We start from the raw sequence: 21,778 nt of genomic DNA on the forward strand, positions 1-21,778 counted from the left end.
AAAGGGGAGGTTATACAGGAATGGGCAACAACAAAAGAAAAAGGTTTTCCCTGTTACTGACATCACTTATGGCATTCTCGCTTGCGCTCAGCGCATGTGGCGGCGATTCAAACAACGCGGCAACTAACAGTTCAGGAGCGGGCGGCGACGGTGCATCATCCGAGAAACCAGTCGAACTGATCTGGTACACGATCGGCGGACCGCAGAAGGATCTGGACCGTGTCGTGGAAGAAGTCAATAAGTACACTAAAGAGAAGATAAATGTCACCCTGAAGATGAATATGATTGATTTTGGTGATTATACACAAAAAATGCAGGTCAAAGTAGCCGCTGGTGAACCCATGGACATTCTCTTTACGTGCTCTTGGGCGTTCGATTATGTGCAAAATGCCCGCAAAGGCGCTTTTATGGAATTGGACAGCCTGCTTAATGAATATGGAAAAGGCATCGTAGACACGATTGATCCGGCGTTCCTGGAAGGTTCCAAGGTAGATGGACATAATTATGCCGTTCCTGCCAACAAAGAGCTTCCGGCGCAAGAAGTTTGGCGCTTCAATAAAGAGCTGCTCGACAAATATAACCTCGACATTTCCGGGGTGAACACAATGGAAAGCATTGAACCACTGCTGAAGACGATTAAAGAGAATGAACCGGGCATCACGCCTTACGCTATGGTGAAGGATTTCATGCCAGTACTGCCGTTCGACTACATCATTGAAAAGATGCCAATGGCTGTTTATATGGACACGAAGGATTACAAGATCGTGAACATTCTGGAATCCCCAGAACTCAAAAGCACTCTTGAAACCGTTCGCAAATATTACAAGGCAGGTTATATCTCGCCGGAAGTAGCAACTACAACTTCGGTGGATGATCTATATAAATCTTCGAACTGGTTCATGGATCGCGCGGCTACCCAGCCGATGGCGGACAATCTGTGGTCGGCAAGCTACGGCTATCCTGTAGTTTCCACGCCAGCTGGCAAACCTTACATCTACAACTGGTCCGTTATGGGTTCGATGCAAGCCATCTCGGCTAACTCCGCATATCCGGAGAAAGCGATGGAGTTCCTGAACCTGCTCAACACCGATCCGGTGCTGCGCAACATGATTGACTCCGGAATCGAAGGCGTGCACTACGAGAAGACCGGTGAGAATTCCATGAAGAACCTGGATGAATCCAAGAACTATGACATGCCAACCTTCTCGCTGGGCAATATCATGATCAACTATTTGAACGAGGGTGACCCTGAGAACAAATGGGAAGAGTTCAAAAAGTTTAATGAATCCGGTGTAAATGCACCGCTGCTTGGTTTTAACTTCGACACTTCTAAGGTGACCACTGAAATCGCTGCGGTTCAGAACGTAAAAGAAGAATACTGGTCACCACTGATGACTGGAACCGTTGATCCTGACGAGTATCTACCGAAAGCTATTGAGAAATTCAAGGCAGCTGGTTTGGACAAAATTATCGCTGAAGCGCAATCGCAAATTGATGCCTGGAAAGCGTCCAACAACAAGTAAAACATCAACGTAAGAGAAGATCGGGGCAGGGGCGTGGCCTCTGACCCGGTCTTTTTTTGAAATATAAGGACATACAGGAGGGATCTAAGTGTGAAGACAATCAGCGGATTTATAAAAAATATTATGAATAACAAGATTATGCTGCTCATGGTTTTACCAGGTGCGCTTTGGTTTCTCTTTTTCTCTTACCTGCCGATGATAGGAACGATTATTGCTTTCAAGGAATACCGCTTTAGCCGCGACGGCTTCTGGGCGAGTATTATCAACAGTAAATGGGTAGGGCTAGACAACTTCAAGTTTTTGTTCACCACCAATGATGCATATATCATTACCCGCAACACCTTGCTCTACAATGGAGCATTTATCCTGCTTGGCTTGATCTTGTCGGTTCTGATGGCGATTGTGCTGTCCGAGATTGTGAACAAGAAGCTGGCCAAAGTGTATCAGACCGGCATGTTCCTGCCCTACTTCCTGTCATGGGTCGTGGTCGGCTATTTTGCATTTAGTTTCCTGAGCTCCGAACGTGGGATGCTGAACCAGATCATGGGCTTTTTTGGCGCAGAGTCAATTCAGTGGTATTCGGAAAAAGCCTATTGGCCGTTTATCCTGATCTTAGTCTATCTGTGGAAAGCGGTTGGTTACAACAGCGTAGTTTATCTCGCAGCTATTATGGGGATCGACAAATCGCTGTATGAAGCGGCAATGATAGACGGAGCTAGTAAGTTCCAACAGATTCGCAATATTACACTGCCGTTGCTGAGTCCAATTATCACGATCATGACCCTGCTGGCCATCGGTAAAATTTTCTACGCCGACTTCGGTCTCTTTTACCAGGTGCCTCGTAATTCCGGTACGCTCTACAGTGTCACGAATGTTATTGATACCTATGTCTATCAAGGGCTCAAAACAACGGGTGAGATTGGTATGAGCACTGCCGCAGGTCTGTATCAATCGGTTGTCGGCTTTACGCTAGTGATGACCTCCAACTATATTGTCCGCAAATACAACAAGGATAGCGCTTTGTTCTAGAACCTCATGAAAGGAGTGGGCCATATGTCTTCCATTACTAAGACTAAAAAAGAACGTGATTTCCACCATCTCTCAACGCCCTGGAATATCACTTTTAATCTGATAGCCGGCATCTTTGCGTTTCTGTGCGTGTTTCCGTTTCTGTTCGTCGTGATCATCTCCTTCACCGATGAGGTGGCACTGGCGCGGGATGGCTATAAGCTGATTCCGGCAAAATGGAGTCTCGGCGCATACCGCTATGTGTTTGAATCCGGAGATATGCTGCTGCGTTCCTATGGTGTGACGATTTTTGTTACGGTGATCGGGACGATCATCAGCCTTTTGTTTATCGCTTTTTATGCGTATGCCATTTCCCGGAAAAGCTTCCGTTACCGCAATTTCTTCTCTTTCTTCGCGTTTTTTACCATGCTGTTCAACGGTGGACTTGTGCCGACTTATATTATCGTTACGCAGTTTCTAAGCCTGAAGGATACGATCTGGGCGCTGATTTTGCCGCTGGCGGTGAATGCTTTTTACATTATGATTCTGCGCACCTTCTACAGCACGAGTGTGCCTGATGCCATAATCGAATCCGGCAAAATCGACGGGGCGGGCGAGTTCCGTATCTTCCTGAAATTGGTGTTGCCTTTATCACTGCCCGGTCTGGCTACGATTGCCTTGTTCAGCACCCTCGGCTATTGGAATGACTGGTTCAATGCGCTGCTGTACATCGACAACCCGAATTTAGTCCCGCTGCAATCGATGCTGATGCGGATCGAGACCAGTATGCAGTTTATTTTGCAGAACTCCCAGAACAGTTCGCTCAGTCTGGAAGCTCTTCGCTCCATGCCGCAGGATACATCGCGGATGGCGATGGTGGTGCTGGCGACAGGGCCGATTATTTTTGCTTATCCGTTCTTCCAGCGTTATTTCATTCAAGGTCTTACTGTAGGGGCTGTTAAAGAATGAGTTATACAAACCCGAATTTACCTGCTGAAGAACGGGCGGAGCATCTGCTCGGACTGATGACTTTGGAAGAGAAGGCCGGCCAGCTGATTCAGCCTTTTGGCTGGCAGGCCTATGAACATAGAGACGGTAAGATGACCTTGACAGAAAGCTTCAAGGAGAAGGTTGCGGGGGGCGGCGTGGGCTCGCTTTACGGGATGTTACGCGCTGACCCGTGGACCGGTGTGACGCTGGCCACTGGTCTGTCTCCGCGTGAAGGTGCGGAAGCGGTGAATACGCTCCAGCGGTATGTGCTGGAGCATTCGCGGCTGGGCATTCCGGTATTGATCGGCGAGGAATGCTCGCATGGCCACATGGCGATCGGGGCCACCGTATTCCCGGTGCCCCTGTCGCTTGGCAGCTCCTGGAATGTGGAGCTGTATCGTGAGGTCTGCCGCGCCGTAGCGCTGGAGACACGCAGTCAGGGCGGCGCGGTTACGTATTCGCCGGTGCTGGATGTGGTGCGTGATCCCCGCTGGGGCCGCACCGAGGAGTGCTTCGGCGAGGACGCTTACCTGATCAGCGAGATGGCGGTTGCGGCCGTTGAAGGTCTGCAGGGGGAATCCTTGCAGAGCGGCGGCAGCGTGGGGGCTACGCTGAAGCATTTTGTGGGATACGGCAGCTCAGAAGGCGGCCGGAATGCCGGGCCTGTGCACATGGGCTGGCGTGAACTGCTGGAAGTGGATCTGCTGCCCTTCAAAAAAGCGGTCGAAGCGGGTGCAGTCTCCATTATGCCTGCTTATAACGAAATAGACGGCGTGCCTTGCACGACAAATACAGAACTACTAGAGGATATACTCCGCGAAGCATGGGGGTTCGATGGCTTAATCATTACCGATTGCGGAGCTATAGAGATGCTGGCCTCTGGCCATGATGTGGCTGAAGATGGCATGGATGCAGCAGTGCAGTCACTGGAAGCCGGCATCGACATGGAGATGTCCGGGGAAATGTACGGCAAATACCTGGTGGCTGCCGTCCGTGATGGCAAGCTGGACCCGGCACTGCTGGATCGTGCGGTCCGCCGCGTGCTGACGCTCAAATTCAGGCTGGGCCTGTTCGAGCAGCCATACGCTGATCCTGATGCGGCTGAACGCGTCATCGGCAGTAAGGCGCATCAAGAGCTGGCCCGGCAAGTGGCGGGCGAGAGCATCATCCTGCTGAAAAATGAAGCAGGTGTGCTGCCATTATCCAAGACGGCCGGCACGATCGCCGTCATTGGCCCTAACGCCGATGCCGGGTACAACCAGCTCGGCGATTACACCTCGCCACAGCCTCCGGCTAAGGTAGCGACCGTGCTCAGCGGCATCCGCAGCAAGCTGGCTGCAGAGCCGGAGCGGGTGCTCTATGCACCGGGATGCCGGATCAAAGGCGATTCGCGCGAAGGTTTTGAAGCCGCGCTCGCTTGTGCAGAGCAGGCCGATACCGTTGTTATGGTCGTCGGCGGCTCCAGTGCACGCGATTTCGGGGAAGGCAGTATCGATCTCAAGACAGGCGCGTCCAAGGTGACGGAGAATGCCTGGAATGATATGGACTGCGGCGAAGGCATTGACCGGGTGTCGTTGACCCTGTCGGGAGTGCAGCTGGAACTGATCCAGCAGGTTCATCAGCTCGGCAAACCTGTGATCGTCGTTTATATTAACGGCCGTCCGGTGAGCGAGCCTTGGATTGACGAGCATGCACATGCCATTCTGGAAGCCTGGTATCCAGGCCAAGAAGGCGGACACGCTGTTGCGGATATCCTGTTCGGCGATGTGAACCCTTCCGGGAAGTTGACTGTATCTGTGCCGAAGCATGTGGGCCAGCTCCCGGTCTATTACAACGGCAAACGTTCCCGTGGCAAAAGATATCTGGAGGCCGATTCCCAGCCTCAGTATCCGTTCGGCTTCGGGCTTAGCTACACCGAATTTACGTACTCCGGCTTAAAGGTAGAACCAGAAGTAATTACGGCTGGGGAGACGGCTACAGTTTCCGTGGACGTTCAGAATACAGGAGACCGTGAGGGCGCAGAGGTGGTGCAACTGTACATTTCCGATGTCGCCAGTAAGGTCACCCGTCCCGCCAGGGAATTGAAGGCTTTTGACAAAATCAAGTTGGCTCCGGGTGAGAAGCAAACCGTGTTGTTCACGGTAGGACCGGAGCAATTGCAATATATCGGACCGGATTTAAGACCTGTTGTAGAGCCAGGAGCCTTTAAAGTGCTGGTGGGTAAGCATGTGAATGATACACTGAGCACCGATTTGACGGTGAGGGGGTAAAGACATGGAACGCATTAAACGCTTCATCCGCGAGCTCTCCGAGCAGCAATGGTTAGAGGTGGAGGAATTGCGCGATTGGGAGATTATGTCCTCGGTGTATCAATTGCCGGGACAGTATGACAAGCTGCAGCCTTACAAGGACGCCAGCAATTATGATCTCTTCCCGAGTGTGCAAGGAACGACCTATTTCTTCCGCCGTACTTTGGAGATTCCGGCTAACTGGCTGCCGGGCCACATCGGACTGATTTTTGCTTCAGGTGGGGAAGGGCTGCTGCGGGTGAACGGTGAATCGCGGCAAGGACTCGACCGCAATCATACCTTTGTGACCCTGACAGGTGATCCTTCTGGCCGTCCGTTGGAACTGGAAATCGAACTCTTCGATCCGGTCCCCGAGCCGGTGGACCCATTAAATCAACAGGCGGTGATCCAGCCGCCGATTCGGCTGATCCACAGCCAGCTGGTGCTGGTGAACAGACCTGTGCAGAGTCTAATGTACACGGCAGTAGTGATTCGCGATTCGGCAATTCTGCTGCCTGAGCAGGACCAGCGCCGTAACCGGATGCTGGAAGCTTTGTATGTGGCGATGGATGAATTCGTCGGCCTTACCACGCAGGAGATCCGCGATGGTGGTGAGATTACGCGAATCGAGCAGAAGCTGCGGGGCAGAGTCGGGGAGATCGGCGGTCATGCCGAAGGAACAATCCACATGGTGGGCCAGTCCCATATCGATATTGCTTGGCTGTGGCCTGCGCGCGAGACCGTGCGCAAGACTAGCCGGACGTTCTCGACGGTGAATGCCCTGATGGACGAATATCCTGACTATCAATATGCGCAGAGCCAGCCGCTGCTGTTCGAATATTTGAAAGACAATGACCCGGTACTCTATGAGAAGGTCAAGACGCGCATCCGTGAAGGACGCTGGGAACTGGTCGGTGGAATGTGGATCGAACCGGATCTGAACATTCCGAGCGGAGAATCGCTGATGCGGCAAATGCTGTATGGCCAACGCTTTTATCTGGAAGAGTTCGGGCGCACCTCGCAGATTGAGTGGCTGCCGGATACCTTCGGCTACTGCGCCTCTCTGCCGCAGATTCTGCAGCATGGTGGAATCAAATATTTTATGACCACCAAGCTGGGCTGGAATGACACTAATGTCTTCCCTTACGATCTGTTCCATTGGGTCGGCATTGACGGCACACCAATGTTGTCTTATCTGAATCACGGGGTTAATGAGAATACGCTGCCCAAAGATGTGCATGAACACTATCAGTCCTTCCGCGAAAAAGATAAACATAACGAGCAGATGCTGCTCTATGGGCATGGTGACGGCGGCGGCGGGGTCACGCGCGAGATGCTGGAATATATCCAGCGTGCCGAGCTAATGGTCGGCCAGCCGGAAAGCAAATACAGTAATGCCGCGGATTTTTTCGCGGGCATTACGCACAGTCAGCCGCAGCTGCCGCAGTGGCGGGGCGATCTGTATCTGGAGCTGCACCGCGGCACCTACACTACGCACGGCCGCAACAAGCGGAACAACCGCAAGGCGGAAGTGTTGTACCGTGAAGCGGAGCTGTGGCAGACACTAGCTTCGCCGCAGCTGGACACAGAGCAACGTGCCGTAGTTGCCGGGCAGCTGCATCAGGGCTGGAAGCTGATTTTGTTGAACCAGTTCCATGATATTATTCCGGGCTCGGCGATTACCGAAGCTTACGAGACCTCAGAGAAGGAATACGCAGAGGTGTTTGAGCTTGGCCGTGTTGCCCTTCAGCCGGGGCTTGCGGCATTGGCGGGGAACATTAACACATCAGGCGAGGGCACACCTTACATTGTTTTTAATAGTTTGGGTTGGACTCGGGATGCCGTGGTCGAACTTGCCCTCAATGAAGAAGGAGTCGCCAGCGGAAACTTTGCGGTGTATGGCGAGGATAACGTACTGCTGGAAGCAGATGTCCTGACGGAAGAGGCAGCAGTTTCTGGTGTCTCGGTTCTCGTTCCGGAGATTCCAGCCTTTGGTTACAAAACGATCTGGATTCGTGAACTGTCTCAGAACACATCCGATGAAAGTCATGCAGAATCTGCCGCTGCTGAACATAATCAAACAGTTGTAGGAGCTGTTCCCTTCGGCGACCGTTGGGAGACGGACTATTATCGTATTACCTTTAACGAGCGGGGAGAAATCACCAGCCTTTTTGATAAAAAAGTAAACCGGGAGATCGTAAAATCCGGTGAGCCGGCGAATCGCTTCCACTTTTTCCACGACCGTCCCACGCTTTGGGATGCCTGGGACATTGACAACCGTTATGAAGCCCAACCCGCCGGGGAGGCTGAACTTATAGAAAAGGCAGTGATCCGCACTGGGGCGGTGCAGGATATTTTGCGCTTCCGCTGGAAGCTGGGCCAATCCGAGATTACTCAGGATATGATTCTACATCACCATAATCCCCGGATTGATTTCCAGACGCATGTAAGCTGGAACGAAGCCCATAAGCTGCTTAAGGTAGGGTTTCCAATTGATGTTCTGGCGGATAAAGCGACTTACGAGATACCTTTTGGTGCGCTGGAACGTCCGACCCACCGCAACACCAGCTGGGAGCAGGCGCAATATGAGGTTTGCGGGCACCGTTTTGCCGATGTATCCGAACGCGGATATGGTGTCAGTCTGCTGAATGATTGCAAATACGGCTATGACATCCAAGGCAGCACCATTCGTTTGTCGCTCCTGCGCGCGCCGAAATGGCCGGATGCTACTGCGGATCTCGGCGAGCATGACTTCACCTATTCGCTATATCCGCACCGTGGGGATTGGCAGGAGGCTCATACTGTTCGCCGTGCAGCAGAGCTAAATCATGAGCTGTATACTTTTGCCGCTTCATCAACACAGGGGCAGCTGCCGCCAACGGGCTCATTTATCGGATTCTCCGGTGAGCATGTGGTGCTGGATACGATCAAGCCATCCGAGGATGGGCAGGGGACTGTTCTGCGTTTCTACGAATCCTCGGGAGGCCGCGAGCGGGTTCAGCTCAAATGGCAGCATCCGGTTCAGAGCGTCTACCTGTCCAATGCTCTGGAAGAGCAGCTGGAACTGATCGAACACACGGCTGGCGGTGAACTGGAACTTCACTTTGCCCCTTACGAGATCAAAACAATCTACATCAGAAGTTAAATAATCACATCACAGATGCAAAGGAGCATAACTCACTTGGAACAATTCCGATTACCCAAAATAGCAATGCCCCAGCTACCGCTGCCGCAGGCTGTACAAGAAGTGCTTGCCGAAGCAGAGGAGAAGCTGGCACATCGCCCGAAGCTGTTGCAGCTGTTCAAGAATTGTTTTCCGAATACGCTGGAGACGACGACTAAACTGCTGGATGACGGAACCACCTTTGTGATTACCGGCGATATTCCGGCCTCCTGGCTGCGTGATTCAGTGGAGCAGGTAATTCAATACGTGCCTCTGGCCAAAAACGATCCCGATCTCCAGCGCATTATCGGCGGTCTTATCAAACGCCATATTCAGTATATTCATATCGATCCTTACGCCAATGCATTTAATGAGTCGGCCAATGACTGGCACTGGAACACTACGGATGTGACCGAGATGTCGCCATGGGTGTGGGAGCGTAAATTTGAGATTGATTCGTTATGTTTTGTCGTACGCCTCGCTTATACCTACTGGAAAGAGACGGGTCTGACTGATTTCTTCGACGCGGGGTTCAAGTCGGCCATGCGCCAGATCTTCGATTTGTTCAAAAGAGAGCAGCGGCATTACGAGCAGTCTCCGTACCGGTTCAGCCGCAATAACGGCATTCCGGAAGATTCTCTGCACAATAGCGGTCTCGGCATGCCGGTGAACTATACCGGAATGATCTGGTCGGGCTTCCGGTCCAGCGATGATGCCTGTGATTTCCACTACAACATTCCTGGCAATATGTTCGCTGTTGTCGCGCTGCGCCAGATGCAGGAATTCGCGGAGTGGGTCTTCCGCGACCTAGACTTCCTGGCTGAACTTAAAGAATTGGAATTTGAAGTGGATCATGGCATCAAACTCTACGGCATTTATCGCCATCCGGAGTTTGGTCCGATTTATGCTTATGAGACCGATGGCTTCGGCAATTACTGCCTGATGGATGATGCGGGAACGCCCGGACTGATCTCCATTCCGTATCTGGGTTACGCTTCGGCGGATGATCCCATCTACCAGAACACCAGAAGTTTCGCATTGAGCAAAGAAAATCCGTTCTATTACGAAGGCACAGCTGCCAAAGGGATCGGCAGTCCGCACACTCCGGAGAACTATATCTGGCACATGGCGTTGTCCATGCAGGGCATTACGGCTCAGACTGCCGAAGAGAAGCTGGAACTGATTGCGATGCTGGAAAGTACGGATGCCGGAACCGGATATATGCATGAAGGTTTCCATGTAGATGATCCTAGTGTATTTACCCGCAGCTGGTTTGCATGGTCTAACAGCTTATTTTCGCAGCTCGTCTATCGGGCGATGAAGGAAGGTATTCTGTGAGCGGGGGCCGTATCATCCTGTTCGCGGACCCGTCTTTTCCCGGGTATACCGCAGCGGGCGGACTGACCACAGAACAGGCACAGTCCATAGGATTACATCATACTGACTCTCCTGTTCATGCAGAACAGCTGGCCGAAACGCTGGACAGCGCCAAGGCCGGGGACTGCTTCGTTAGCTTCCATGCTCCATACTTCCCGAAGGAGGCTTGGCCTTCCATCGTCGCTTATTTGAGCAGAGGCGGCAGCTTGATCAGCATTGGGGGTGCCCCGTTTAAGCATCCAGTCCGCCTAGTCGCTGAAGAGTGGCGGATCGAAGCTGAGCAGACTGCCTATCACCGCCAGCTGCATATCCATGAAGCGCTGCGTGTGAGCAGCGCAGATCGCATACAGCAGCATGTTGCGCTTAGAGACATTCCGCTCTTCGTAGGTGATGAGCAGCTGCTGGCTCTGGCGGATACCTGGAACCTGGTGCCGCATGTCACTAAAAGCAGTGACCTGCCGGAGCAGATGGGTTCCAGTGGACCTATGGACACGCGGATTTATCCGCTGCTTAAGGGCATTACCGCCGCCGGGCGGGAAGTTTCAGCTCCAGCTGTGCTGTGGGAGCATATCGGCGGGCCTTTTGCCGGTGGCCGCTGGATCTTCATCGGCCAACCGCTTACGCCTGACTTCTGGAATCAAGGCGGCACGGAAGCATTAACCCGCTGGGCAACTTTTGCCGCTCGGGGTGTAACAGAGCTGTGGCTGAAGCCTAACTATGCTTCTTATGAAGAAGGCGAGCGGCCGCTGCTGTTTTTGCAGGGCCAGCGGCTAAGCCGCAGCCAATCGTCACCGACATCAGCGCAGTGGACCCTGAACATCACTCTGAGCAAAGACGGGGAGTCTATCCCATGTTTTACTCACGAGTGCAAGCTTGAGGTCAGTCGCGAGCTGAACTTCCTGCGTGTACCGCTTGCTGTAGAAATTCAACCTGGCCTGTATCATCTTTCTTGCCATGCTGTTTCTGAAGAAGGCGAAGTGCGGATGTTGCGTCAAGGCTTCTGGGGATATGACGTGGGCCTGTTATCGCAGGGGGAAGCGATTAAGGCTGGAAGAGATTATTTTATCAAAGACGGTCAGCCTTTACCTGTTGTCGGCATGACTTATATGACCTCTGACGTAGCGCGGAAGTTTCTATTCCTGCCAAATGCTGATGTCTGGGATCGGGATATGGCACAGATGCGGAAGGCAGGCATCAACTGGATTCGTACCGGCATCTGGACAGCCTACCGCAATATTATGCAGGTAGACGGCCATGCCTCGGAAGAAGTGCTGCGGGCGATTGATGCTTTTCTACTGACTGCGAAGCGGCATGGGCTGCAAGTTACCTTTACGTTCTTCTCCTTTACGCCGGAGACTTGGGAAGGGACGAATCCTTATCTCGATCCGCGCAGTGTAGAAGCGCAAAAACGGTTCATCCGCTCCATCGTCGCCCGGCATCGCACGACAACCCATGTCGATTGGGATCTGATCAATGAACCGTCAATGTTTGATCCGCCGCGGATTTTCTCGGACGGACCGAGCTCGGCGCGAGATAAATATGAACGCGCTGCTTTCTCTGCTTGGCTGGAGGAACGCCATGGTGATATAACTTCGCTGCAAGAGCGCTGGAATATGACGCCGCTGGAATTGCCGGATTTTGCGGCTGCACAACCTCCTGAGCAAGAAGAGATTAACTTCAGTGTGCAGGATATTCATTCCGGGAAGCGCGGCACGCGTTGGCTCGACTACTGCCTGTTCTCCATGGACATGCACAACGTATGGGCAAGGGAGCTTAGTGGCACTATCAAGGAACTCTGCCCAGATCATTTAGTGACTGTAGGGCAGGATGAGGCTTTGGGTGCCCAGCGGCCATCGCCGTTCTTTTATGAGCGCGATGTCGATTACACCACTGTTCACAGCTGGTGGTTGAATGACAATCTGCTTTGGGATGGGATTTTTGCCAAAACCCATCACAAACCGAACCTCATCCAGGAGACCGGCATCATGTATGTGGAGACGCCAGACGGACGGGCTAAACGCAGTGAGGAAGAATTGCGGGCCATGCTGGAGCGCAAATATGCCTATGCGTTTGCTTCTGGAGGTGCCGGGGCTGTGCAATGGATCTGGAACACGAACTTTTATATGGATAATGCCAATGAATCACAGATCGGTGCGCTGCGGGCCGATGGGACTGAGAAGCCGGAAGCGGATGTGTCTTATGATTTTGGGCGGTTCATCGGCGAAGCGGGGGGGTTATTTGACGGGCGGAAGCTGGAAGAGATTTCCGTGGTTTTCCCTTACTCTAATGACTTCTCGAACCGGAAGCTTACCTATGATGCGACTACCCGCCTGACACGGATCTTATCTTATCAGCTTCATTTGCCTTTCCGCGCCGTATCGGAATACGATCTGGCTCCGCTGGAGGCAGAGCCGGCTAAGTTGATTCTCCTGCCGAGTGTGCACAATCTGGATAATGACGCCCTTCAGCAATTGCTGGACATAGTGGAGCGTACAGGTGCCGTTCTGCTCATTACTGGAGCATTGGGTGTAGATGCATACTGGCAGCCTTCGGATCGTATGGACGCAATAGTAGGAGTCCGTAAACTTGGCAACATGCGCCGTGAGGAGCAGCTTCTATTGAACGGACGCAAGTTTGCCGTCTCCTACGGACAGAAGCGAATCGCGGAGCTAGTCAAAGAAACGCCAGCAAATGCAGATGTTGATTCGTCTAGCTCAGGAGGTGTAGGTGATCACCTCATCGAACGCCAGATTGGCACAGGTCGCCTGATCTGGTGCCCGCTGCCTTTAGAACTGAATGACCGCGACGAGCCAATCGCCGCGCTCTACCAATATGCTGCACAAGCCGCAGGTATCGAAACCGAGCTGGAATGGATCAGCGGTGGAGACCTGCCAGGTGTGTACGGGCGAATGCTTGCTTTTGCAGAAGGTTCATTGTATATCTTCGTATCTGAATACGCCTGGGATGCCGAACTTGAAGTAAAAGATCCTGCAACTGGAGCTCATTACTCATTTTTACTGGAGAAGGAACGTTCGGTGTTGTTTGCAGCTGATTCAACGGGCAAGCTGGTAGCTGTCTATAGACCTGAAGAGGTTAACATTACGCTTAATAAATGCTGAAGAACTGAGGTGTACACACAGATGACCCACACAACAACCAAAACAGCCCATATCGTGTCCCATACTCACTGGGACCGTGAATGGTATTTGCCCTATGAGAAACACCACGTCCGTCTGGTTCAGCTGGTGGATGCACTGCTTGCCAAGCTGGACGGAGATTCCGCCTTCCGCAGTTTCTACCTCGATGGGCAAACCATTATTCTGGAGGATTATCTTCAGGTTCGGCCAGAGAACAAAGAGAAGCTGGAGCAGTATATCCGGGATGGGCGAATCTTGATTGGACCTTGGTACATTTTGCAGGATGCGTTCCTGACGAGCGGTGAGGCAAATGTGCGGAATATGCAGATCGGCCATCAGGATGCCGAGAAATACGGCGAGCCTTCCAAAATCGGTTATTTTCCCGATACCTTTGGATTGGTCGGACAGACTCCGCAGCTGATGTTGCAGTCAGGGATTACGAATGCTTTTTTTGGACGCGGGGTGAAGCCTACGGGATTTAACAACACTGTATCGGATGCGGGTTATGAGTCCTCTTTCTCCGAGCTGATCTGGGAAGGGCCGGATGGATCCAAAATTCTCGGTATCCTATTTGCCAACTGGTATTCTAACGGCAATGAAGTTCCTGTAGAGGAAGGTGCGGCCCGGGAATTCTGGGAGCGTAAGCTTGCGGATGCAGAGAAGTATGCTTCAACGGGGGAGTTATTGTTCATGAACGGGTGCGACCACCAGCCTCTGCAATTGGATTTGCCGGAAGCTATCCGCACCGCCGAAAAGCTATACCCTGAAGTGAAGTTCGTGCATTCAAATTTCCCGGACTATCTGCAAGCCTTGGATCAGCAATTATCCTCGGATCAGCGGGAGCTCTCCACCGTTACAGGGGAACTGCGCAGTCAGCGCACAGACGGATGGGGCACCTTAGTGAACACAGCCTCAGCCCGGGTTTATTTGAAGCAGATGAACCAGCTGGGCCAGACTCTATTGGAAAAAGTAGCCGAGCCGCTGGCCTCCATCGCCCGCCTGTCCGGACAGGACTACCCACATCATCTATTCACCTATGCCTGGAAGACGCTGATGCAGAACCATCCGCATGACAGTATCTGTGGTTGTAGTGTGGATGAAGTGCATCGTGAGATGGTAACGCGTTTTGATAAAAGCCGGCATGTTGCCGAAAGCATCATAGATGACAGTGCTAAGTTTATCGCAGATCAAGTGGAGACTTCGGGCTTTTCCGCCTACGGGGAAGATGCAGTTCCTTTTGTAGTGATGAATACCACGGGGTGGAAGCGTACGGGAACGGTGACTATAGAGCTGGATGCTGAACGGTTATATCTGCGCGAGGGTTATCCGTTGGATGAGACCGCCCGCAGAATGTTGGCTGTTGATTTGTCCGGCCGGATTCTCGTCGATCACACAGGGGAGGAATTAGCGTCTACAGTGGAAGATCTAGGTTTAAGCTTTGGTTATGATCTGCCTGATGACCAATTCCGCCAGCCGTATATGTGCCGCAAGGTGAGACTTACTTTTGAAGCCCGCAATGTGCCTGCACTTGGACTCTGTACTTACGCTTGGGTACAATCAACTACGGAATCCGCTCAGGGAAGCTCTTTAATAGAAGGAGAGCGCAGCTTGGAGAATGCATCTCTCAAGGTAGTTGTTGCTGAGGATGGTTCATTTACGTTATTGGATAAGCATAGCGGTACCACTTATCGTGAGTTGGGGATTTACGAGAATACCGGAGACGTAGGCAATGAATACATGTACAAGCAGCCAGAAGGTGAACAAGCGCTGACGACCAAAGGCCAGCCTGGAGTCATTAAGGTGATTGAAGACTCTCCCTTCCGTGCGGCCATTGAGATCCGAATAGACTGGGAGATTCCGGCTTCGGCGGATGACACCTTGGAGGCGGAACAGCGTGCACTTGTGTATTATCCTGAGCGTAAAGCGCAGCGGAGTGTAAATACGGTGGTTTTGAAGCTTCGTACCGTCGTTTCGCTGGAGCGGGAAGGCAAAGGTGTGCATATTGAATCCACAATTAATAACCAAGCCAAGGATCACCGGGTGCGGATGCTGTTCCCTACCGATCTGTCTACCGATGTGCATCGTGTAGATTCTATGTTCGAAGTGGCTACGAGGGACAATAATCCGGCACCAGAATGGGCAAATCCGAGCAACACTCAACATCAGCAATCCTTTGTGGATGTCAGCAATGGCGATGTAGGACTTACGGTAGCCAACCAGGGATTGAACGAATATGAGGTTCTGCGGGATGGACGCAATACTATTGCCGTCACCCTGCTACGCAGCGTAGGGGAATTGGGGGATTGGGGTTGGTTCCCAACTCCGGAAGCTCAGTGCCTGGGTGAATATACAGCACAACTGGAGCTGATTCCTCATTCTGGTGAGGGAAGTGAACAGCGGGCATTTACAGAGGCCTATCAATTCCAGATCCCTTGGACGGTATGTCAGACCGGTCTGCATAGCGGGAAGTTGAACTCTGGATATACCCCATTGGTTTGGGAAGGAGACAACATGGCCTTCTCATCCATGAAAATGAACGGAACTTCAGGCGACTTGTTTTTGCGTTGGTACAATATGTCCGCTCAGCAGACACAACTGCAACTGAAAGTGAACAGTCCTCAAGAGTATTTATTTAAAAGCAATATCTTAGAGCAGCTTAACCCTGCTTTACAAGGAGCAACGTCTTCGGTTCACCACTTAGAGATAGGTCCATCTGAGATTGTAACTGTAGGTGCGAAATTAAGCTTCTAGGTAAAAAGATGCCCCGGCGCTTCCCTGCCGGGGCATCTTTTGATTTACTTTCTTCTATAAGACTTGTGCCAATCTTGAATGGCCTCTTGGCGGGAGGGAAATCTCATCTGGATCCAGTTGTTTGTCTCCCATTCATGAATCGCCTGCTGTTTAGTTTGGTAAAAGCTGTAGTCGCAAATGTTCCAGCTGTTATACAGTTTCTGATACCATTTCCCTTTAGGGATGTCGCCAGGGGAGCGGCGGACGGCTTTATTGGCTTGCTTTTTAGCCCATGAGGAACCGTGTTTCTGTTGGTCGCTGCACACGGGTTGCTTTTTCACACTTCTGCTCATTGATTCTCCAACCTCCTTTTAGAGGGAAGCTAGAGATCATGCAAGGTCTTTATATGAATCACCTCTTTGCCAAAAAATAATGGAGTTGATACCTATGTATGAAGGGACTTTGATGTTGAATAGATAGACGCGGAAAAGGGGAATGCGGTTGCGATACAATTGGGGAAAAGTATGTGTTTAGTTTTTTAAAATAAAGCTTGCAATGAATCTCTATACATGATATATTCTAAGTCCGGCCAAGAAATACACATGCCGAGCTCGAAAAAGAAGTTGAAAAAAGAGCTTGACATTAAATAGCCGAACATGATATAGTATAAGAGTTGCTGCTGAGACATTAAACGGCGCCAACGAGAACTTGATCTTTGAAAACTGAACAACGAGTGAGTAGGAAATCACGTAAGTGATATCCAAAATTAGAGAATTAATTTTCTCGTCAGATGTTTCAAAATGAGCATATCGCTCTTTTCAATACTAATTGGAGAGTTTGATCCTGGCTCAGGACGAACGCTGGCGGCGTGCCTAATACATGCAAGTCGAGCGGAGTTATTTTGAAAGCTTGCTTTCAAAATAACTTAGCGGCGGACGGGTGAGTAACACGTAGGCAACCTGCCCTTCAGACTGGGATAACTACCGGAAACGGTAGCTAATACCGGATAATTTCTTTTTTCTCCTGAGAGAAGAATGAAAGACGGAGCAATCTGTCACTGAGGGATGGGCCTGCGGCGCATTAGCTAGTTGGTGGGGTAACGGCCCACCAAGGCGACGATGCGTAGCCGACCTGAGAGGGTGAACGGCCACACTGGGACTGAGACACGGCCCAGACTCCTACGGGAGGCAGCAGTAGGGAATCTTCCGCAATGGGCGAAAGTCTGACGGAGCAACGCCGCGTGAGTGATGAAGGTTTTCGGATCGTAAAGCTCTGTTGCCAGGGAAGAACGTCCGGTAGAGTAACTGCTACCGGAGTGACGGTACCTGAGAAGAAAGCCCCGGCTAACTACGTGCCAGCAGCCGCGGTAATACGTAGGGGGCAAGCGTTGTCCGGAATTATTGGGCGTAAAGCGCGCGCAGGCGGCTATTTAAGTCTGGTGTTTAAACCTTGGGCTCAACCTGAGGTCGCACTGGAAACTGGGTGGCTTGAGTACAGAAGAGGAAAGTGGAATTCCACGTGTAGCGGTGAAATGCGTAGATATGTGGAGGAACACCAGTGGCGAAGGCGACTTTCTGGGCTGTAACTGACGCTGAGGCGCGAAAGCGTGGGGAGCAAACAGGATTAGATACCCTGGTAGTCCACGCCGTAAACGATGAGTGCTAGGTGTTAGGGGTTTCGATACCCTTGGTGCCGAAGTTAACACAGTAAGCACTCCGCCTGGGGAGTACGGTCGCAAGACTGAAACTCAAAGGAATTGACGGGGACCCGCACAAGCAGTGGAGTATGTGGTTTAATTCGAAGCAACGCGAAGAACCTTACCAGGTCTTGACATCCCTCTGAATCTGCTAGAGATAGCAGCGGCCTTCGGGACAGAGGAGACAGGTGGTGCATGGTTGTCGTCAGCTCGTGTCGTGAGATGTTGGGTTAAGTCCCGCAACGAGCGCAACCCTTAACTTTAGTTGCCAGCAGGTAATGCTGGGCACTCTAGAGTGACTGCCGGTGACAAACCGGAGGAAGGTGGGGATGACGTCAAATCATCATGCCCCTTATGACCTGGGCTACACACGTACTACAATGGCCGGTACAACGGGAAGCGAAGCCGCGAGGTGGAGCCAATCCCATCAAAGCCGGTCTCAGTTCGGATTGCAGGCTGCAACTCGCCTGCATGAAGTCGGAATTGCTAGTAATCGCGGATCAGCATGCCGCGGTGAATACGTTCCCGGGTCTTGTACACACCGCCCGTCACACCACGAGAGTTTACAACACCCGAAGTCGGTGGGGTAACCCGCAAGGGAGCCAGCCGCCGAAGGTGGGGTAGATGATTGGGGTGAAGTCGTAACAAGGTAGCCGTATCGGAAGGTGCGGCTGGATCACCTCCTTTCTATGGAGAATCGTTCTCTGCAATGAGAACATTCAAATCGGAAGCTAAGCTTCCAAAACTCAGGTTTAGGCCTGTTACTCACTCGTTGCTCAGTTTTGAGAGTTTAAGCTCTCAAGTAAGACTTGATCCTTGAAAACTGGATACCGAAACGAATTTGCGTTTTAGAACATCTTTTAGCAACTTGTGTAAACAAGTAAATGTTATTAGTGAGATTTTTCTTCGGAAGAATCAAGGTTAAGCTAATAAGAGCACACGGAGGATGCCTAGGCGCCAGGAGCCGACGAAGGACGTGGCGAACAACGAAACTGCCTCGGGGAGCTGTAAGCAAGCTTTGATCCGGGGGTGTCCGAATGGGGAAACCCAGCTGTGGTAATTCGCAGTTACTCATACCTGAATACATAGGGTGTGTAGAGGCAGACCAGGGGAACTGAAACATCTAAGTACCCTGAGGAAGAGAAAACAATAGTGATTCCGTCAGTAGCGGCGAGCGAACGCGGAACAGCCTAAACCAAGGGGCTTGCCTCTTGGGGTTGTGGGACGTCTCACATGGAGTTACAAAGGAATATGGTAGGTGAAGAGGTCTGGAAAGGCCCGCGATAGAGGTAAAAGCCCTGTAACCTAAACTGTGTTCTCTCCGAGACGGATCCCGAGTAGTGCGGGGCACGTGAAACCCCGTATGAATCCAGCAGGACCATCTGCTAAGGCTAAATACTACCTGGCGACCGATAGTGAAACAGTACCGTGAGGGAAAGGTGAAAAGCACCCCGGAAGGGGAGTGAAATAGAACCTGAAACCGTGTGCTTACAAAAAGTCAGAGCCCGATCTATGGGTGATGGCGTGCCTTTTGTAGAATGAACCGGCGAGTTACGTTTAACATGCAAGGTTAAGCCGAGAAGGTGGAGCCGCAGCGAAAGCGAGTCTGAATAGGGCGAATGAGTATGTGGACGTAGACCCGAAACCGTGTGATCTACCCCTGTCCAGGGTGAAGGTGCGGTAACACGCACTGGAGGCCCGAACCCACGTACGTTGAAAAGTGCGGGGATGAGGTGGGGGTAGCGGAGAAATTCCAATCGAACTCGGAGATAGCTGGTTCTCCCCGAAATAGCTTTAGGGCTAGCCTCGGTATAAGAGTAGTGGAGGTAGAGCACTGATTGGGTGCGGGGTCCGCAAGGATTACCAAGCTCAGTCAAACTCCGAATGCCATATACTTATTGCCGGGAGTCAGACAGTGAGTGCTAAGATCCATTGTCAAAAGGGAAACAGCCCAGACCATCAGCTAAGGTCCCCAAGTGTGTGTTAAGTGGGAAAGGATGTGGAGTTGCACAGACAACCAGGATGTTGGCTTAGAAGCAGCCACCATTGAAAGAGTGCGTAATAGCTCACTGGTCGAGTGACTCTGCGCCGAAAATGTAACGGGGCTAAACACACCACCGAAGCTATGGCTAGATACTATGTATCTGGGGTAGGGGAGCGTTGTGTAGGGGTTGAAGGTGTACTGAAAAGAGCGCTGGACACTACACAAGTGAGAATGCCGGTATGAGTAACGAAAAGATCAGTGAGAATCTGATCCGCCGAAAGCCCAAGGTTTCCTGAGGAAGGCTCGTCCGCTCAGGGTAAGTCGGGACCTAAGGCGAGGCCGAAAGGCGTAGTCGAAGGACAACAGTTTGAAATTACTGTACCACCGTAATCCGCTATGAGCGATGGGGTGACGCAGGAGGGTAGTGACGCGGACTGATGGATGTCCGTCTAAGCAGTGAGGCTGATGTGTAGGCAAATCCGCACATCATTAAGGCTGGGCTGTGATGGGGAGCGAAAATTATAGTAGCGAAGGTCATGATCTCACACTGCCAAGAAAAGCCTCTAGCCAGGAGAAGGTGCCCGTACCGCAAACCGACACAGGTAGGCGAGAAGAGAATTCTAAGGCGCGCGGAAGAACTCTCGTTAAGGAACTCGGCAAAATGACCCCGTAACTTCGGGAGAAGGGGTGCCCCGGTAGTGTGAATAGCACGAGGGGGCCGCAGTGAAAAGGCCCAAGCGACTGTTTAGCAAAAACACAGGTCTGTGCGAAGCCGCAAGGCGAAGTATACGGGCTGACGCCTGCCCGGTGCTGGAAGGTTAAGGGGAGTGGTTAGGGGTAACCCGAAGCTATGAACCGAAGCCCCAGTAAACGGCGGCCGTAACTATAACGGTCCTAAGGTAGCGAAATTCCTTGTCAGGTAAATTCTGACCCGCACGAATGGCGTAACGACTTGGGCGCTGTCTCAACGAGAGATCCGGTGAAATTTTAATACCTGTGAAGATGCAGGTTACCCGCGACAAGACGGAAAGACCCCATGGAGCTTTACTGCAGCTTGATATTGAATTTGGGTACGATCTGTACAGGATAGGTGGGAGCCGTAGAAATCGGAGCGCAAGCTTCGGTGGAGGCGCCGTTGGGATACCACCCTGATCGTATCTAGGTTCTAACCTAGTACCCTTACCGGGTACGGGGACCGTGTCAGGCGGGCAGTTTGACTGGGGCGGTCGCCTCCTAAAGAGTAACGGAGGCGTTCCAAGGTTCCCTCAGAATGGTTGGAAATCATTCGCAGAGTGCAAAGGCATAAGGGAGCTTGACTGCGAGACCTACAAGTCGAGCAGGGACGAAAGTCGGACTTAGTGATCCGGTGGTACCGCATGGAAGGGCCATCGCTCAACGGATAAAAGCTACCCTGGGGATAACAGGCTTATCTCCCCCAAGAGTCCACATCGACGGGGAGGTTTGGCACCTCGATGTCGGCTCATCGCATCCTGGGGCTGAAGTAGGTCCCAAGGGTTGGGCTGTTCGCCCATTAAAGCGGTACGCGAGCTGGGTTCAGAACGTCGTGAGACAGTTCGGTCCCTATCTGTCGTGGGCGCAGGAAATTTGAGAGGAGCTGTCCTTAGTACGAGAGGACCGGGATGGACGTACCGCTGGTGCACCAGTTGTTCCGCCAGGAGCATGGCTGGGTAGCTACGTACGGACGGGATAAGCGCTGAAAGCATCTAAGCGTGAAGCCCCCCTCAAGATGAGATTTCCCAATTAGTAAGACCCCTTGAAGACGACGAGGTAGATAGGTTGGAGGTGGAAGTGCAGTAATGCATGGAGCTGACCAATACTAATCGGTCGAGGGCTTATCCTAAAAATACCCCAAAAAGTGAAG

General features: G+C 51.9%; 9 protein-coding genes and 2 rRNA genes. 10 read left to right on the forward strand and 1 reads right to left on the reverse strand.

All coding sequences use genetic code 11. The features are described 5' to 3' along the window. Positions 1-20 precede the first annotated feature (20 nt). The 8 genes from NSQ66_RS04000 (at position 21) to NSQ66_RS04035 (ending at position 16,237) form a co-directional block, all read left to right on the forward strand. The gene (locus NSQ66_RS04000; protein WP_036684926.1) at positions 21-1,523 is read left to right on the forward strand and encodes an ABC transporter substrate-binding protein; all 1,503 of its coding nucleotides are present in this window, start codon (positions 21-23) and stop codon (positions 1,521-1,523) included. Between the two features lie 99 nt (positions 1,524-1,622). After that, on the forward strand, positions 1,623-2,552 hold the full coding sequence (locus NSQ66_RS04005; RefSeq protein ID WP_036684959.1) for an ABC transporter permease subunit: 930 nt from the start codon (positions 1,623-1,625) through the stop codon (positions 2,550-2,552). Positions 2,553-2,576: 24 nt separating this feature from the next. Then, a complete protein-coding gene (locus NSQ66_RS04010) occupies positions 2,577-3,500 on the forward strand; it encodes a carbohydrate ABC transporter permease (protein WP_036684927.1) in 924 nt (307 codons plus the stop codon). Further along, positions 3,497-5,791, forward strand: a complete 2,295-nt coding sequence (locus NSQ66_RS04015) for a glycoside hydrolase family 3 N-terminal domain-containing protein (protein ID WP_339279570.1) — start codon at positions 3,497-3,499, stop codon at positions 5,789-5,791. Before NSQ66_RS04010 ends, NSQ66_RS04015 begins: the two co-directional genes overlap by 4 nt. A 4-nt stretch (positions 5,792-5,795) precedes the next feature. Further along, positions 5,796-8,954 carry an alpha-mannosidase gene (locus NSQ66_RS04020; RefSeq protein ID WP_339279571.1) on the forward strand — a complete coding sequence of 1,053 codons (3,159 nt, stop codon included), beginning with the start codon at positions 5,796-5,798 and terminating at the stop codon, positions 8,952-8,954. Between the two features lie 36 nt (positions 8,955-8,990). Further along, complete coding sequence (locus NSQ66_RS04025) at positions 8,991-10,310, forward strand: glycoside hydrolase family 125 protein (RefSeq protein ID WP_339279727.1); 1,320 nt, start codon at positions 8,991-8,993, stop codon at positions 10,308-10,310. Beyond that, positions 10,307-13,468 carry an alpha-amylase family protein gene (locus tag NSQ66_RS04030; protein ID WP_339279573.1) on the forward strand — a complete coding sequence of 1,054 codons (3,162 nt, stop codon included), beginning with the start codon at positions 10,307-10,309 and terminating at the stop codon, positions 13,466-13,468. Before NSQ66_RS04025 ends, NSQ66_RS04030 begins: the two co-directional genes overlap by 4 nt. A gap of 21 nt (positions 13,469-13,489) precedes the next feature. Next, entirely contained in the window at positions 13,490-16,237 is a 2,748-nt protein-coding gene (locus tag NSQ66_RS04035; protein WP_076098664.1) for an alpha-mannosidase, read from the forward strand. A gap of 44 nt (positions 16,238-16,281) precedes the next feature. Here the strand turns inward: NSQ66_RS04035 and NSQ66_RS04040 are convergent, their stop codons facing one another. After that, on the reverse strand, positions 16,282-16,569 hold the full coding sequence (locus NSQ66_RS04040; RefSeq protein ID WP_036684938.1) for a hypothetical protein: 288 nt from the start codon (positions 16,567-16,569) through the stop codon (positions 16,282-16,284). Positions 16,570-17,041: 472 nt separating this feature from the next. Between NSQ66_RS04040 and NSQ66_RS04045 the strand changes: the two genes are divergently transcribed. Together NSQ66_RS04045 and NSQ66_RS04050 are read left to right on the forward strand one after the other, a co-directional pair. Continuing rightward, positions 17,042-18,599 (forward strand): 16S ribosomal RNA (locus tag NSQ66_RS04045). Positions 18,600-18,831: 232 nt separating this feature from the next. Continuing rightward, positions 18,832-21,757, forward strand: a 23S ribosomal RNA gene (locus tag NSQ66_RS04050). The 16S and 23S rRNA genes sit together here, the layout of an rRNA operon. The last annotated feature ends 21 nt before the right edge of the window (positions 21,758-21,778 follow it).

Source organism: Paenibacillus sp. FSL H3-0329 (assembly GCF_037963285.1).
Classification (GTDB): Bacteria; Bacillota; Bacilli; order Paenibacillales; family Paenibacillaceae; genus Paenibacillus_AQ; species Paenibacillus_AQ odorifer.